Origin of the sequence: Micromonospora noduli (assembly GCF_003264475.1) — a bacterium.
GTDB lineage: Bacteria > Actinomycetota > Actinomycetes > Mycobacteriales > Micromonosporaceae > Micromonospora > Micromonospora noduli.
In genome coordinates this window covers 25,760-40,271 of sequence record NZ_PYAC01000004.1, presented here as the reverse complement: position 1 = coordinate 40,271, position 14,512 = coordinate 25,760, and the positions used below count along the sequence as shown (strand labels likewise).

Sequence of the window (14,512 nt, the reverse complement as noted above, 5' to 3'; positions counted from 1 at the left end):
AACACGCATGGCTGTCAAAACCAAGACTCGTCCCGGCACCACGGAGATTCGGCCGTTCTCGGTCGACATTCCTCAGGCCGACCTCGATGACCTGAAGAGGCGCATCAAGGCCACCCGCTGGCCGGACAAGGAAACTGTGGACGACCAGTCGCAGGGCGTGCCACTCGCGACCATTCAGGCCGTCGCCCGCTATTGGGAGAAAGAGTACGACTGGCGCAAGGTCGAGGCGCGGCTGAACGCCGTACCGCAGTTCATGACCACCATCGACGGGGTGGACATCCACTTCATCCACGTGCGCTCGAAGCACGAGGACGCGCTGCCGCTCATCGTCACCCACGGGTGGCCGGGCTCGGTGATCGAGCAGATGAAGATCATCGAGCCGCTCACCGACCCGACGGCGCACGGCGGGAGCGAGTCGGACGCCTTCCACCTGGTCATCCCCTCGCTGCCCGGCCACGGCTTCTCCGGCAAGCCGACCGAGTCGGGGTGGAACCCGCAGAAGATCGCGACCGCCTGGACGGAGTTGATGAAGCGGCTCGGCTACAACCGGTTCGTCGCGCAGGGCGGCGACTGGGGTGCGGTCATCGTCGACCAGATGGGCATCCAGGCACCTCCGGAACTGCTCGGCATTCACACCAACATGCCCGGTGCGATCCCACCGGAGATCGACCTGCTGTTCCAGGGCGACACCACCGGCGCGAACAACGCCATGGGCTCGCTGCCATCCGGCCTCTCCGACGACGAAATGCGTGCCGCCGAGGAAGCCAACTACGTCTGGAAGCACGTCGCCTACGCCCTCATGATGGCGACACGTCCGCAGACGCTGACCGGGCTGGCGGATTCTCCGGTTGGCCTGGCGTCCTTCCTGCTCGACCACGACGCGAAGAGTCTGGCCCTGATCGCGCAGGTCTTCGATGGGGCCCAAGCGGGCCTCACCCGCGACGACATCCTGGACAACATCTCGCTCTACTGGTTGACGAACACCGCAATCTCCGCGTCCCGTCTGTACGCGGAGAACAAGCTGTCGTTCTTCGCCGCCAAGGGCGTGAACGTCCCGGTCGCCGTGAGCGTCTTCCCCGACGAGCTGTACGAGGCGCCGCAGAGCTGGGCCGAGCAGGCGTACTCCAACCTCATCTACTACAACAAGCTCGACGTGGGCGGGCACTTCGCGGCCTGGGAGCAGCCGAAGATCTTCTCCGAAGAGCTTCGCACCGCCTTCCGGTCACTGCGCTAGATGGCCGTGCACCTGCCCCCGCTGAACGGGGCGGCCGAGTGGCTCAACTCCGAGCCACTCGGCCCCGCCGACCTGGGTGGGCGCGTCGTCCTGGTCAACTTCTGGACGCTGACCTGTATCAACTGGTTGCGCCAGGAGCCGTACGTGCGTGCCTGGTCGCAGGCCTACCGCGATGACGGGCTGGTCGTCATCGGGGTGCACACGCCGGAGTTCGGATTCGAGCACGACGTCGACTGGGTGCGGCGGGCGGTCGCGGCCCGCTCGATCGACTACCCGGTGGCGGTCGACAACGACTACGCGATCTGGAGTGCGTTCGACAACCACTACTGGCCGGCGCTCTACTTCGTCGACACCGACGGCGTCATCCGCGACGAGCACTTCGGCGAGGGACGCTACGAGCAGTCCGAGCGGGTGCTCCAGCAACTGCTCGGCATCGAGCGGGAACCCGTACCCGTCCGCGGGCTCGGCCCGGAGGCGGAGGCCGACTGGACCAACCTGCGCACGCCCGAGACGTACCTCGGTTTCAGTCGCGGCGAACACTTCGCGTCGCCGAACGGCCCGGCGCTCGACGAACGCCGCGCCTACCAGGTGCCCGAGAGCCTCGGCCTGAACCAGTGGGCGCTGGCGGGGGAGTGGACGATCGGGTCGGAGAACGTCGTGCTGGACGCGGCCGGCGGCGGCATCGCCTTCCGGTTCCACGCCCGCGACGCGCATCTCGTGCTGGCCCCCGGGGCGGGAGCGTCGATCCCGTTCCGCGTGCTGCTCGACGGTGACGCTCCCGGCCCGTCACACGGCGTCGACGTCGACGAGCACGGCAACGGCGTACTCCAGGACGGCCGGCTCTACCAGCTCGTCCGCCAGGACGGTGCGGTCCGGGAGCGGACCCTGGAGATCACGTTCGGCGAGCCCGGCGCCGAGGCGTACGCCTTCACCTTCGGCTGACGCACAGATCGACAGTGTTCACAGTGCCGGAGACCGGTGAGAAGCTGCGTACCTGAGCGCCGGGACGCAGACGGCTGTCGGTCGCGTACCGGTCGGCGAGCGCCTTCTCCGCAGCCTCGTCGCCGTCGTCGGCTTCGAGCAGCAGGGCGGCGATCTCGTCGGCGAGCGTGAGGTCGGCGTTGGCGAGGTGGTCGGTCATCGCGCCGAAGCTGTCCCACAGCAGCAGCTCGTCCTTCTGCCGATGGGCCAGTTCGTGCAGGACGTAGTTGTAGATGAACCAGGCGCCGTGGACCGGCATGTCGGGGGCCACGCCGTAGACGTCGGGATCGATCGTCCCGGCCCGGTACGCCGACCACACCCGCGCTGCCGAGTCGAAGAGCCCTGCCGTCGGGTCGATGTCGTAGCCGTCGAACCGCCAGTCGCCGGCCGGGTCGAGCTCCGGGTCGGCCCAGACCCAGCGTTCGCCGTTCCAGTACTCCACCAGCACGTGATCGTGGTGCCAGCCGGGGGTGAAGTAGGAGGCGAAGCCGACCCGGCTGCGGCTGGGAATGCGGTGCTGACGAAGGATCGCGATGGAAAGCAGTGTGTGGTCCCGGCAGCAGCCGGCCACCCGGTCCACCGCCGGGCGCTCAGCGGTGAGTGGCACTGGAAAGCGGGACTGGTCGGTGTCGAGGATGCGGTCCACCCAGCGGCGGTTCACCTCGTCGAGCCGGTCGACGGGCAGGTCAACTCCACCGGCCCGGTAGTGGACGATCACGTTGCGGGCGGTCGCCGCCACGCTGGGGATGTCGGACGCCACGGCGTCGAGGAGCCCTCCGTGTCGACCGGGGTCGCTGTAGGGGGACTGTGTCCGGTAGTCATCGAGGTCCATGGGGTCAGTCTCGGGGCCGCCACCGTGTCAGGGTCAAGGCGCTTTTCCGGATAGTGTCGACTGCTGTGACAACGCCCGAGATCACCATCGCCACCCCAGCGGACCGCGACGCGGTGGTTCGTTCGCTGGTCGCCGCGTTCGTCAAGGATCCGATCCTGCGGTGCCTCTTCCCCGACGAGGAGACCTATCCGCGATACGCCGCCGCCTTCTTCGGGCACCTCTTCGACAAGCGCGTGCACCAGTCGTCGATCTGGACGCTCGGTGGGGGCGCGTCGGTCGCCATCTGGGAGCCACCGGCGGGGTCGCTGACCGGGTCACCGCAGGGCGGGCTCGCCGCTCACTACCCCGCCGACGTGCTGGCCCGCGTCCAGAGCTACGACGACGCCGTGCACGCCGCGCTGCCGACGTTCCCGTTCTGGTACCTCGGCGTCCTGGGCACCCACCCCGACAGCGCCGGACGCGGTTGGGGCCGTGCCGTCATGCGGGCCGGCCTGGCCCGTGCCGCCGCCGACGGCCTGCCGGCGATCCTGGAGACCAGCAACCCGGCCAACGTCGAGCTGTACCGCCGGGCCGGCTGGGAGGTGGCGGGCTTCCTGGCCGAGCCCGTGCCCACCTGGATCATGCAGCAGCCGCCGCGCTGAGAACGCTGATTGCGCGCCTCCTACGATCGGCGGCGTGCACACCACCCCTTCCAGCCCCATCGACGTGCCACAGATCTTTCCGGCGGTTGCGCCGTTGGCGCGGACGACCGTCCGGTTGCATCCCCGCCCGGGTGCGCCGACAGCGGAGCAGAGTTCGGTGGGCGGCCCGCTGCTGTGGCCGGCCGACGAAGCCTGGCCGATGTGCGATGGACCGGAGCCCGGCGACCACTACCTCGATTCTCCGGGTGAACCGGCGGCGCCGCTGGTGCCGGTGGTGCAGTTGCTGGCCGAGGACGTGCCTGAGGTGCCGTTCCCGGCCGGCGCGGACGTCCTACAGGTGTTGTGGTGCCCATTCGAGCATGAACCGTGGACGTCACCTCGCCCCGAACTGCGCTGGCGTCGCCGCGCCGACATCGGTGCCCAGCTTCAGGAAATGCCCGTACCGGATGTGGAGTCAGATCCATCGCACGTCCCCCGCCGCTGTGTGCTCGACCCGGAGCGGGTTACCGAGTACCCATCCTGGGACCTCCCGCGTGCCGTCTGGCCGCAGATCGAGGACACGATAAGGCGGGTGACGCAGGAGACCGGTTGGAATTACGAAGGCGATCTGGCGGTCGCCTCGGGGATCAAGGTCGGCGGTTACCCCGGCTGGACGCAGTCTCCGGACTGGCCGGTCTGCGAGTGTGGCTCGTCCATGGACCATCTGCTGACGGTGGCCAGCTGGGAGTTCAGCCGCGGTGACGAGAAGAGATGGATCCCAGTAGAGGATCGTCCGGCGATGGCCGGTTGGGAAACGGCCACCACCGACGATCACCCGTGGTGGACGATCCAGAACCCCAGCGGGCTCATGCTGGGTGACGTCGGCGGGATCTACCTGTTTGTCTGCACGACCTGCCCCACCAGGCCGTTCGACTACCGCTTCGACTGTTCCTGACGAATCCGGATGGTCGCTGGCAGCTCACATCCCCGGTTTACGGCCGAATCTTGGACAGTTTCCGTTAGCTGATGACGGAAACTGTCCAAGATCTACTTGCGGCCGTCCGCGCCGAACACGCTGATAGCGCTCACCTGAGGGTGAGCGGGACCGGTTGCCCCTGGCGTATCTCGAGGACCGGCCGCCTGCCCAGCGGTTGGGCCAGATTGAGGGTTGCGGTACGCCGGAAGCCCGCAAGGGTGCACACCTCGCCGCTGTTGTGGTGCTGCGCGATGACGATGACCACGACGGCGTTGGCCGACTCGACCGACTCCGCGTGGTAGTCCGCGCCACAGCCGCGGGTCGCCGGCCCGAAGGCGCCGGTGAAGTCGACGGTCAGCTGCGTACCGGCCCCGGTTGTGGTCGCCGACTCAATGGCGATGCCCGGCGGGGAGTTCCACGGTGGTGGTGTCGGGGTGACGGCGCCAGCGCCACCTGCGTCGATGACGGCCTGGTCGTACCGGGCCAATGCCTCCCGTGCCTGCTGACGCAGCTCGCCGAGGCTCTCCCCGCGGGGTAGCGCGGCGTCGACAGGGGCGTTCGCGTCGGTGTCACAACCAGCGAGCATCGCCGCCGCCACCACCCCGACGACCCAATGCCATCGCACCATTGAAGACCCCTTTTCCGGCAGAGTGACCGCCAGGATTATCAACCGTCGGCCCGGGTGGTTCCGCCCGGCTGCTCGGCCTTGGCTGCTGACGCCGAGGCGGCGAAGATGCGCGCGTAGATCTCGTCGATGACGTCGTTCTTCGCCAGGCTGTAGTCGCGGGGCCGGTGCGCGGTGTCCCGCGCGAGGCGGCGCTTGGTCGCGGCGTACCGCTCCCGGTCGTGCGGATGCGAGCGCAGCCAGTCGCGGAACAGCAGGTGCCGGACCGGTTCCGGCGCACCCTGCGGCCAGACGTGCAGGTTGACGTCCTCGGCGGGGCTGAGAAGCATCCGGTGCCCGTGCCACCAGGGCTCCCGAAGGACGAGCCGGTACCCGAGCCGTTCCAGGGCGGGGAGATAGCCGGACTCCTCGGCGGTGTCCCCGATGACGAGGTCGACGTCGATGACGGGCTTGGCGGCCAGCCCCGGCACCGCCGTCGACCCGACGTGTTCCACACAGATGATCAGAGCACCCAGCGCCTCGGTGAGCGACGACCGGACGGCGATGAACCGCTGCGCCCAGGCCCTGTCGTACTCCTCGATGACGATGGACTCCCACGTCCGTGGCGGCTCGCCCACCAGGCCGGCGTCGACCTGTTCGGGGGTGCCGTGGAAGCGCTGCACGACGTTCTGCGGATACTCGGCCACGTCCAACCTCCTCGGGAAGCAAAGTCCGCCAGGCTACGACACGACGACCGGTGCGGCCGCACCCGACCGATGCGGGCATCGGATGTCGGGTGGGCGACCGACCCCGCGACCTAGCGTCGGTACTCGAAAGGGAAGGAGGCCCGGGTGCTGGATCGGCTCAACGAGGCCATGGCGTACATCGAGCGTCACCTCGACCAGAAGATCGAGGTGGCCGAGCTGGCGCGGATCGCGCTGACGTCGGAGTACCACTTCCGGCGGCTGTTCTCCGCACTGGCCGGAATGCCGCTGTCGGAGTACATCCGGCGGCGTCGGCTCACCGTCGCCGGTGCGGACGTGCTGGCGGGGGAGCGGACGTTGCTCGACGTCGCGGTGCACTACGGCTACGGCTCGGCGGAGGCGTTCGCCCGGGCGTTCCACGCCGTGCACGGCGTGGGGCCCGGAGAAGCCCGGCGTACGGGGGCAGCGCTGCGCGCCCAGCCCCGGATGTCCTTCCGACTCACAGTCGAAGGGAGCGGCAGCATGGAGTACCGAATCGTCGACAAGGACGCGTTCGCGCTGGTGGGGCGCAAGGCCCGGGTCCCGCTGGTGCACGAGGGGATGAACCCGGCGATCGTCGCGTTCATCCGGAGCATCGACAAGGAGACGACCGAGCGGATCGAGGCGCTCTCCGATCAGGAGCCGAAGGGAATCGTCAACGTCAGCGACAACCTCGCCGACAGTCGGCAGGAGGGCACCGAGCTGGACTACTGGCACGGGGTGGTGACCAGCGCCGCGCCGCCGGAGGACCTGGACGCGCTGCTCGTGCAGGCCGGGTCGTGGGCGGTGTTCACCACCTCCGGTGCGTTTCCGCAGGCGGTGCAGTACCTGTGGCGTGACGTGTTCACCCAGTGGTTTCCGTCCAACCCGTACCGCAGCCGACCTGGACCGGAGATCTCCCGGGTCCGGGTGTCGGCGGACGGCACCCAGGCGGACGCCGAGCTGTGGATCCCGGTGGAGCGGGTTCCGTCCTGAGCTGCGGCGCCGGGTCGACGTGCGCAACGTCGGCCCGGCGCCTGCCCGGCCTGCCGTTCACCGCCAGCGGCCCGGCGGATGGTCGGGCAGCCGCAGGTCCGCGAGTACGCCGAAATGGTCGCTGGCCCAGACCCCGTCGACCGGCTCGTCGAAGACCCGCTGGCAGTCCGCCACCGCCAGGTTCGGCCCGTGGGGGCCGCAGCGGACCATGACGTAGTCGATCCGACGTCCCGTCTCCAGTGGCATCGTGCCCGCTCGCACCAACGGGTTGCGCGGGGTGAAGGTGTGCCCGGGATCGTCCGGGTGCACCGTTGCCCAGGCGTCCTGGTAGGCGACGCTGCACCCGTGCAGCGACTGTTTGCCGCGCCAGAAGCGCACGCTGGCGGAGTCGGCGTCGTCGTCGAAGTCGCCGACGAGGACGACGGGCAGGTCCCGTCCGGCCAGCAGCGTCTCGATGAAGGTCGCGGACCGGACGGCCTGCAACTCCCGCTCGTGGGCGTACCCGTACTGGTAGGTGGGTTTGTGGTGGGCGACCAGCACGGTGCCGATGGGCGGTGGCACCTCTATTTCCGCCACGACCACCGCCGACCAGGGCATGTCGACCCGTTCGGTCACCTGTAGGTCGAGTTCGCGGACGGTCCCGACCGGCCAGCGGCTGACCAGTGCGGCGCCGACCCCGTCGGCGGAGCGCCCGCCGTGGCGTACCACGTGCAGGTCCGGGCCGAGCAGGTCGACCGCCTGGTCGTAGCCGTTGCCCCAGACGGTCTCCTGAAGGGCGACCACGTCCGGCCGCAGGCGGGGCAGGCCCGGTTTGAGGACGGCCCGGCGACTCTCCCAGTCGGCGAATTCGGGGGCGAGCAGGTTGAGGGTCAGCACCCGCAGCCCGGCGGGTTCGTCGTCCGTCGTCATGCCCTTGGTGCTTACCCGCGCCGGCCACGGTGGAACCCCGACATCCCCCACCCCTATGTAGAGTTCCGATACAGTGGTCGGATGCGGATGACCATTCCGGTCGCGAAGGTGCTCGCGGCGCTGCTCACCGAACCCGAGGAGCAGCGCTACGGGCTCGACCTGATGCGACTGACCGGCCTGCCCAGCGGCACCCTCTACCCGGTGCTGCACCGGTTGCAGGGGGCCGGCTGGCTGGCCGCCGACTGGGAGGCGATCGACCCCGTCGCGGCCGGCCGCCCGGCCCGGCGCTACTACCGACTGACCGCCGTCGGGGTGACGCAGGCCCGCCAGGCGCTCGCCGACCTGCGGGCAGCGATCCCCGACGGTGGCCGTCGCTCGTGGGGCGGCGCCGAGCCCACCGGGGCACCGTCGTGGTGACCCGCCGGGTCGCCGAGCTGCTGTTGGAGTTGGCCGCGCGTCGCTGGCCGGCCGAGGTTCGCGACGACCTGCGCCGCGAGTGGGCCGCCGAGCTGCACGTGCTCGCCGAGAGCGGCCGCCGGACGACGATGGTGGGCTTCGCGGCGAGCCTGGCCCTCAGTCGCGCCGGCGCCCCGATCGTCGACCGCACAGTGATGCGCGGTCGGGCCGGCCGCACCGTCGCCGCGCTACTGCTGTCCCCGATCGCCTGCGTCGGGATCGTGGCCCTCGGTGTGTTGGCGCTGTTCTCCGTCGACTCGTTGCTGGTGCGGGCGAGTTGGGTGGAGCGGGCGCAGAGGCCGATCTGGGCGGCGTTCACCATCGTGCTGGCGGTCGTGCTGGCGGTGTTCGCCGCCCGCTGGGCCCGGCACAACGCACTCGGCGGCCCACTGCGTATCGCGCTCGGCGTGGTGCTCCCGGTCGGTACGGCCGTCATCCTGTTCGTGTACGTCGTCAACTTCAGGTACGTCGTCAACGCCGAGGGCCTGGCCGACGCCGTACCCGGTCTGCTGCTCTGGTTGGCCGGCCTGACCCTTGCGCTCTGGGCCGCGGCGAGCCTCGCCGCCCGGGGTCGCGTCCGCGCCGCCTGGTGGGTGGGCGTCCTCGGGGCACTCGTCGCCGCGGACCTCGCGGTGATCCTCGTCATCGTCGATGCGTACCCCGCCGGATTCGGCGCTGGGCCGACGATCGAGGCACGGGAGCGCGTCGACCCGATCTCCGCGCCGCTGTGGCTCTTCGCCTGCTGGACGGACTGGAACTTCGGCCTGCCCCGGCCGATCGAGTGGGAGATCTTCCTGATCACCAACCGGGTGTTGATAGAGCCCATGCTCTACCTGGCCTGCACGCCGTACGCGCTCGCGTACACCATCCGGGCGGCCCGGTTCGCGCCGACCGCGCCGGTCGCTCTGGTCCAGACGCGCAGCGACACGGGCTGGACGTACAAGGCGAGCGGAAAGCCCCATCGGGGCACCCGATCGGCGAACGGGTGAGTGCGACGCGAGCAAACGCCGGAGCGCCGCCATGGTGACCCGTCGGATCGCCGAGCTGTTGCTGGATTTGGCCGCGCGCCGTTGGCCGACCGACGTCCGCGACGACCTGCGCCGCGAATGGGCCGCCGAGCTGCACGTCCTCGCCGAGAGCGGTCGCTGGACGAAGATGGTCGGCTTCGCCATGAGCCTGGCCGTGAGCCGGGCCGGCGCCCCACTCCTCGACCGCAGCATGATGCATCGGCGGGCCCGCCGCACCGCCGCCGCCCTGCTACTGGCCCCGCTCGCCTGCGCCGGGATCGTGGTCGTCAGCGCGCTGGCCATGAGTCAGGTCTACAACGTGCTGTCGATGCGGGTGAGCTGGTCGACAGCGGCGCAGTTGCCGCTCTGGTCGACGCTGACCGTCGGCTTCGCCGTGCTGTTGGCGAAGTACACGTCACGGTCGGCCCGGCACACCGCATTGCAGGGCCCGCTGCGTATCGCGCTCGGCGTGGTGCTCCCCGTCGGTGTGGCCGCACTCGGGCTCATGTCCGTCATCAACGGCAGTGTCCTCGGCCGCTTCGTACCCGGTGTGCTGCTCTGGTTGGCTGGCCTGACGCTGGCCCTCTGGGCTGCGGCGAGCCTCGCCGCCCGGGGTCGGGTTGGGGTCGCCTGGTTGGTTGGCCTCGTCGGCGCGCTCGTCGCGGCCGACCTGGCCGTGATTCTCTTCGTGCTCCAGACCATTCCGGGGCCCGGCGCCGGTCCGGTCGACCCGATGACACCCGACAGCGTCGACCGGATCTCCGCGCCGTTGTGGCTCCTGGTCTGCTGGACGGACTGGAACTTCGGCCTGCCCCGCCCCACGTCGTGGGAGATCTTCCTGATCACCGACCAGTTGTTGCTGGAGCCGATGTTCTACCTGGCCTGCACGCCGTACGCGCTCGCGTACACCATCCGGGCGGCCCGGTCGGCCCCCGCCGAGACGGTCGCTCTCGCGCCGACCCCGGTGTGAACCTCAGTCGGGTACGTCGTCCCACGTCGTACCCGGCTCCAGGTAACCGGCCAGCTGGTTCTCGCGCAACGCGTACGCGATGACCAACAGGGCGTGCTTGTCCAGCTCGGGCAGCCGGTCCAGCGGGAACCACCGCACGGCCAGCGACTCGTCGTCGTTGACGCGGGCGGTGCCGGCCACCAACCGGCACAGGAACCCCAGGTTCAGGTAGTCGCAGCGGTCCCCATTCGGGTACGTGTGCGGGTGCGACACGGCGCTGGACATCCGCACCGGCGCCACCTCCAGGCCCGTCTCCTCGCGCACCTCGCGGACCAGCGCGGTGGCCGGCTGCTCGCCCGGCTCGACGAAACCGCTGACCACCGACCAGCGCCCGTCGTCGGCTCGCTGGCCGAGCAGCAGCTCACCGGCGTCGTTGCGGACCACCGCGCTGACGCTCGGCAGCCACAGCAGGTCGTGACCGACGTGCTTGCGCAACCCCACGATGTAGTCCGGAATCGCCATCCGGCGATCATAGATGTGCCCTGGAGCGAGGCTCACCTGCGCATCTTCTGGTGTTCCAGTCCCACGCGTTTCGCCGTTCCGCCCCGACGAACGCAATGCATATCTACTGTGGAGATCGTCGGCGACTTGTGCGATCCGGTGGCGGCCGGCCGGTTCGCGGTGCACAGTGATTCCCATGAGCGACAGCGGACGTGGTGGGCAGTTCTACTGGTGCACCCGGCATCACCGGGTCGAGACGGACTCCAACGTGTGTCCGGCGAAGCACGTTCTCGGCCCGTACGACTCGGCGGCCGACGCGGAGAACGCCCTGCAACGAGTGCAGGAGCGGAACGAGGCGTGGGATGCCGAGGACGCTCGTTGGGCCGGGGACGACAGATAGGCGGCGCGGGACGGCTCGCGCCGAGGTATTTCGTGCTCCGCGAGGACGCACGCGAGAGCACGTCCCCCGAGGAGGGAACCACGATGGCCGAAGCACAGCAGGCCACCAAGCGCCCGGCCGCCCGACGCACCACCGCGAAGAAGACCGCCGCGGCGGAGCGGAACACGGCGGCGAGCCGGACCACCCCCGTGCGCAAGTCCACCACGGCTGCCGCGAAGGCACCGGCCCGCAAGGCCGCCGGCGGGGCGGGCCGCGCCCCGGCCAGGAAGACCACCACGGCGGCCACGAAGGCCCCCGCGAAGAAGGCCACGACCAAGACCACCGCCGCGGCCAAGAAGGCCCCCGCGAAGGCCTCGGCCACCACCCGCAAGACGACCACCGCCGCCAAGCGGGCCCCGGCGTCCACCGCGCGCAAGACCACCACCGCCGCGAAGAAGACCACCGGTACGGCGAAGAAGACGGTGGGCGCCGCGAAGAAGACCACCGCCGCGGCGGCGAAGAAGACCACCACCGCGGCGAAGGCCCCGGCGCGCAAGACCACCACCGCCGCCAAGGCCTCGGCGCGCAAGACCACCACCGCGGCGAAGGCCCCGGCGCGGAAGGTGGCGACCAAGGCGTCCGCCGCCAAGAAGACAGCGACGAAGAAGACGGCCGCGGCGAAGAAGACCGCGTCGACCCGCCCCAGCGGCGGCGCGCGCAAGGCTCCGGCCAAGAAGGCCCCGGCCGCGAAGGTGACGGGTACCTCGTCGACCACCGCCCGCAAGGCGGCGGCGAAGAAGGCCCCGGCGAAGAAGACCGTCGCGGCCAAGGCGCCGGCCCGCAAGGTGACCGCCCGCAAGACTCCGGCACGCCCGGTCGCCGCCCGAGCCACCGCTCCCAGGGGGGCCCGCAGCGCCGCCCGCAAGGCGACCGGCTGAGCGGGGAGCATCCCGTCACCGGGCGGATTTCCGGCCGGTCACCGGAAGCGGATCACCCGTGGCGCTGTCAGGATTGACCCGTGGTCATCCGACGCGTACTCGCGCCCCGCATCGACTTCGGCGCGTTGCGCCGCGAACTCGGCCTGTCCGAGGAGTTTCCGGCCGACGCCCAGCGTGAAGCCGACGAGGCGGCTGCGGCACCGCCGCAGCCGCCCGTCGACCGCACCGACATACCGTTCGTCACTGTCGACCCCGCCAGCTCGCGGGACCTGGACCAGGCGATGCACCTCAGCCGCCGCTCTGGTGGGGGCTACCGCGTGCGGTACGCGATCGCCGACGTCGCCGCGCACGTCGCCCCGGGCGGGGCGTTGGAGGCGGAGACCTGGCGGCGGGGGCAGACCATCTACCTGCCCGACGGCAACGTGCCGCTGCACCCGCACACCCTCAGCGAGGGTGCGGCCAGCCTGCTGCCCGACGACGACCGGGCCGCTGTGGTCTGGACCATCGACCTGGACGCCGACGGCGGCACCGTGGCCGTCGAGCTGGAACGCGCCCTGGTCCGCAGCCGCGCCAAACTCGACTACACCGGGGTGCAGGCGGCAGCCGAGGCCGGGCGGCTACCCGACCCGATCGCGCTGCTGCCGGAGATCGGCGACCGACTGACCGCCCGTGGGCTGAGCCGGGGCGCCATCAACCTGCCGCTGCCCGAGCAGGATCTGGAGCCCGACGGTGAGGGCTGGCGGCTGGTGCTGCGCGCGCCGGTGCCGATGGAAGAGCACAACGCGCAGATCTCCCTGCTGACCGGGATGGCTGCCGCCGACATCATGCTGGCCGGCCGGGTGGGTCTGCTGCGGACGATGCCGGCGCCCAAGCCGGACGCGGTGCAGCGGCTCCGGGCCGCCGCCGCGCCGCTGGGCGTGCACTGGCCGGACGACGTGGGCCCGGGGCAGGTCATCGCCGGTCTGGACGCCGCCCAGCCGCGCGCCGCCGCGTTCATCGACCAGGCGGCCGAGCTGATGCGCGGTGCCGCGTACACCGCCTTCGACGGGGAGCTGCCGGAGCAGCCGGAGCATGGTGGCGTGGCGGCCGCTTACGCCCACGTGACGGCCCCGCTTCGGCGGCTGGCCGACCGGTACGCCACCGAGGTCTGCCTGGCCCTGCACGCGGGTCAGGCGGTGCCCGACTGGGTCCGTGCCGCGTTGCCCCGGCTGCCCGAGGTGATGGCGAGCACCGACCGGGTCGCCTCGGCGGCCGCTCGTGGCGCCGTCGAGCTGGCCGAGGCGGCGGTGCTGGAGCACCGGGTGGGCGAGACCTTCGACGCGGCCGTCCTCGACGTCGACGCCCCACCCAATGGCAAGTCCCGGCCCCGACCGCCCGGTGGCACCGTCGCGCTTGACGCCCCGCCGGTACGCGCCCGCTGCCTCGGCCAACTGCCGCTCGGCGAACGGGTCCGGGTCCGTCTGGTCACCGCCGACCCGGCGGCCCGTACCGTCCTGTTCGAGCTGGCCTGACCGGGCCGCCGTCTGGCCCTGTTCTCGCCCGCTGGCGCGGTCGCTCACGTGCAGCGGGGATTCTCACAGCGCTCGGCGCTGCTGACCGGCCGAGCGGTTTGCGAGGATGAGGCCATGGCATACGACGCGAGCACGCTGCCCGACGTGTCCGGGCTGACGGTCGGCATCATCGGCGGCACCGGCGACCAGGGGAGGGGCCTTGCCTACCGGTTCGCGCGGGCCGGCCAGACGGTGCTGATCGGATCCCGGTCGGCTGAGCGGGCCGCCGAGTCCGCGGCCGAGATCGCCGCCCTGCCCGGGGTGCCGGCCGGCGGCAGCGTCGCCGGTGCGGCCAACGACGAGGTGGCCCGACGCAGCGACGTGGTGATCATCGCGGTGCCGTGGGACGGGCACGCTGCCACCGTCGCCGCCCTCGCCGAGCCGCTCGCCGGCCGGATCGTCGTCGACTGCGTCAACCCGCTCGGCTTCGACAAGCAGGGTCCGTACGCGCTGACCGTCGCCGAGGGCAGTGCCGTGCAGCAGGCCGCCGCGCTGCTGCCCGACTCCCGGGTCTGCGCCGCGTTCAACCACGTGAGCGCTCCGCTGCTGGCCGACCCCGAGGTCGACCGGATCGACCTGGACGTGCTGATCTGCACCGAGGACCGCGAGCTGGTCGACATCGTCGGCGCGCTGGCCGCCCGGATCCCCGGTATGCGGGGCATCTACGCCGGCCGGTTGCGCAACGCCCACCAGATCGAGGCGTTCACCGCCAACCTGATCGCCATCAACAAGCGCTACAAGGCGCACGCCGGCATCCGCGTCACCGATCTCTGACCCGAGCGGCGTGATCCACTCCGGTTTCATGAAAGCGGGGTGTCCCGGGCACCGGGACACCCCGCTTTTGGCAAAACCGAGTGG

The 14,512-nt window shown here is 70.8% G+C and carries 17 protein-coding genes; 12 read left to right on the top strand and 5 right to left on the bottom strand.

The genetic code is table 11. The features are described 5' to 3' along the window. Positions 1-7 precede the first annotated feature (7 nt). Positions 8-1,234 (top strand): epoxide hydrolase family protein, encoded by a 1,227-nt coding sequence (locus tag MED15_RS07415; RefSeq protein ID WP_112699541.1) that lies wholly within the window; start codon positions 8-10, stop codon positions 1,232-1,234. After that, complete coding sequence (locus MED15_RS07410; RefSeq protein WP_112735141.1) at positions 1,235-2,176, top strand: redoxin family protein; 942 nt, start codon at positions 1,235-1,237, stop codon at positions 2,174-2,176. On the opposite strand, the gene MED15_RS07405 is transcribed toward MED15_RS07410, so the two are convergent. Beyond that, positions 2,163-3,047 (bottom strand): transglutaminase domain-containing protein, encoded by an 885-nt coding sequence (locus MED15_RS07405; RefSeq protein ID WP_112735139.1) that lies wholly within the window; start codon positions 3,045-3,047, stop codon positions 2,163-2,165. The genes MED15_RS07410 and MED15_RS07405 overlap by 14 nt on opposite strands. Positions 3,048-3,112: 65 nt before the next feature. Between MED15_RS07405 and MED15_RS07400 the strand changes: the two genes are divergently transcribed. Further along, complete coding sequence (locus MED15_RS07400) at positions 3,113-3,688, top strand: GNAT family N-acetyltransferase (RefSeq protein WP_181518370.1); 576 nt, start codon at positions 3,113-3,115, stop codon at positions 3,686-3,688. Between the two features lie 34 nt (positions 3,689-3,722). Next, positions 3,723-4,622: a hypothetical protein gene (locus MED15_RS07395; RefSeq protein WP_208646591.1), complete on the top strand. Its 900-nt coding sequence runs from the start codon at positions 3,723-3,725 to the stop codon at positions 4,620-4,622. Between the two features lie 130 nt (positions 4,623-4,752). Here MED15_RS07395 and MED15_RS07390 read toward each other — a convergent pair whose 3' ends face one another. Together MED15_RS07390 and MED15_RS07385 are read right to left on the bottom strand one after the other, a co-directional pair. Continuing rightward, the gene (locus MED15_RS07390; protein WP_112699545.1) at positions 4,753-5,271 is read right to left on the bottom strand and encodes a hypothetical protein; all 519 of its coding nucleotides are present in this window, start codon (positions 5,269-5,271) and stop codon (positions 4,753-4,755) included. A gap of 38 nt (positions 5,272-5,309) precedes the next feature. After that, positions 5,310-5,954: a GrpB family protein gene (locus MED15_RS07385; protein ID WP_167457619.1), complete on the bottom strand. Its 645-nt coding sequence runs from the start codon at positions 5,952-5,954 to the stop codon at positions 5,310-5,312. 144 nt (positions 5,955-6,098) lie between these two features. Between MED15_RS07385 and MED15_RS07380 the strand changes: the two genes are divergently transcribed. Beyond that, positions 6,099-6,965, top strand: a complete 867-nt coding sequence (locus tag MED15_RS07380) for an AraC family transcriptional regulator (RefSeq protein WP_112735133.1) — start codon at positions 6,099-6,101, stop codon at positions 6,963-6,965. A gap of 57 nt (positions 6,966-7,022) precedes the next feature. Here the strand turns inward: MED15_RS07380 and MED15_RS07375 are convergent, their stop codons facing one another. Continuing rightward, positions 7,023-7,874 (bottom strand): endonuclease/exonuclease/phosphatase family protein, encoded by an 852-nt coding sequence (locus MED15_RS07375; RefSeq protein WP_112735131.1) that lies wholly within the window; start codon positions 7,872-7,874, stop codon positions 7,023-7,025. An 81-nt stretch (positions 7,875-7,955) separates the two neighbouring features. Here MED15_RS07375 and MED15_RS07370 point away from each other — a divergent pair, with 81 nt between their 5' ends. Genes MED15_RS07370 through MED15_RS07360 form a run of 3 tightly spaced genes read left to right on the top strand, consistent with a single transcriptional unit; the run spans position 7,956 to position 10,307 of the window. After that, positions 7,956-8,291 (top strand): PadR family transcriptional regulator, encoded by a 336-nt coding sequence (locus MED15_RS07370; protein ID WP_112735129.1) that lies wholly within the window; start codon positions 7,956-7,958, stop codon positions 8,289-8,291. Continuing rightward, on the top strand, positions 8,252-9,319 hold the full coding sequence (locus MED15_RS33790) for a hypothetical protein (RefSeq protein ID WP_208646590.1): 1,068 nt from the start codon (positions 8,252-8,254) through the stop codon (positions 9,317-9,319). Before MED15_RS07370 ends, MED15_RS33790 begins: the two co-directional genes overlap by 40 nt. A 31-nt stretch (positions 9,320-9,350) precedes the next feature. Further along, positions 9,351-10,307, top strand: coding sequence for a hypothetical protein (locus MED15_RS07360; RefSeq protein ID WP_244220406.1), 957 nt, complete (start codon positions 9,351-9,353; stop codon positions 10,305-10,307). A gap of 3 nt (positions 10,308-10,310) precedes the next feature. Here the strand turns inward: MED15_RS07360 and MED15_RS07355 are convergent, their stop codons facing one another. Beyond that, a complete protein-coding gene (locus MED15_RS07355; protein WP_112582642.1) occupies positions 10,311-10,808 on the bottom strand; it encodes an NUDIX hydrolase in 498 nt (165 codons plus the stop codon). A 175-nt stretch (positions 10,809-10,983) separates the two neighbouring features. On the opposite strand from MED15_RS07355, the gene MED15_RS07350 reads away from it, so the two are divergent. The 4 genes from MED15_RS07350 (at position 10,984) to npdG (ending at position 14,428) form a co-directional block, all read left to right on the top strand. Further along, on the top strand, positions 10,984-11,187 hold the full coding sequence (locus MED15_RS07350) for a hypothetical protein (RefSeq protein ID WP_091409533.1): 204 nt from the start codon (positions 10,984-10,986) through the stop codon (positions 11,185-11,187). An 83-nt stretch (positions 11,188-11,270) separates the two neighbouring features. Further along, positions 11,271-12,104 carry a histone gene (locus MED15_RS07345; RefSeq protein ID WP_225855220.1) on the top strand — a complete coding sequence of 278 codons (834 nt, stop codon included), beginning with the start codon at positions 11,271-11,273 and terminating at the stop codon, positions 12,102-12,104. 80 nt (positions 12,105-12,184) lie between these two features. Then, positions 12,185-13,615 carry an RNB domain-containing ribonuclease gene (locus MED15_RS07340; protein WP_112726059.1) on the top strand — a complete coding sequence of 477 codons (1,431 nt, stop codon included), beginning with the start codon at positions 12,185-12,187 and terminating at the stop codon, positions 13,613-13,615. A 114-nt stretch (positions 13,616-13,729) separates the two neighbouring features. Then, entirely contained in the window at positions 13,730-14,428 is a 699-nt protein-coding gene (gene npdG, locus MED15_RS07335) for an NADPH-dependent F420 reductase (protein WP_112735127.1), read from the top strand. Positions 14,429-14,512 lie beyond the last annotated feature (84 nt).

What these genes read in the sequence shown, in the direction of transcription:
- MED15_RS07375 (WP_112735131.1), bottom strand. Translation starts at nt 7,874, where the DNA reads ATGACGACGGACGACGAACCCGCCGGGCTGCGGGTGCTGACCCTCAAC.
- MED15_RS07390 (WP_112699545.1), bottom strand. Translation starts at nt 5,271, where the DNA reads ATGGTGCGATGGCATTGGGTCGTCGGGGTGGTGGCGGCGGCGATGCTC.
- MED15_RS07360 (WP_244220406.1), top strand. Translation starts at nt 9,351, where the DNA reads ATGGTGACCCGTCGGATCGCCGAGCTGTTGCTGGATTTGGCCGCGCGC.
- MED15_RS07410 (WP_112735141.1), top strand. Translation starts at nt 1,235, where the DNA reads ATGGCCGTGCACCTGCCCCCGCTGAACGGGGCGGCCGAGTGGCTCAAC.
- MED15_RS07370 (WP_112735129.1), top strand. Translation starts at nt 7,956, where the DNA reads ATGCGGATGACCATTCCGGTCGCGAAGGTGCTCGCGGCGCTGCTCACC.
- MED15_RS07405 (WP_112735139.1), bottom strand. Translation starts at nt 3,047, where the DNA reads ATGGACCTCGATGACTACCGGACACAGTCCCCCTACAGCGACCCCGGT.
- MED15_RS07355 (WP_112582642.1), bottom strand. Translation starts at nt 10,808, where the DNA reads ATGGCGATTCCGGACTACATCGTGGGGTTGCGCAAGCACGTCGGTCAC.
- MED15_RS07350 (WP_091409533.1), top strand. Translation starts at nt 10,984, where the DNA reads ATGAGCGACAGCGGACGTGGTGGGCAGTTCTACTGGTGCACCCGGCAT.
- npdG (WP_112735127.1), top strand. Translation starts at nt 13,730, where the DNA reads ATGGCATACGACGCGAGCACGCTGCCCGACGTGTCCGGGCTGACGGTC.
- MED15_RS07345 (WP_225855220.1), top strand. Translation starts at nt 11,271, where the DNA reads ATGGCCGAAGCACAGCAGGCCACCAAGCGCCCGGCCGCCCGACGCACC.
- MED15_RS07415 (WP_112699541.1), top strand. Translation starts at nt 8, where the DNA reads ATGGCTGTCAAAACCAAGACTCGTCCCGGCACCACGGAGATTCGGCCG.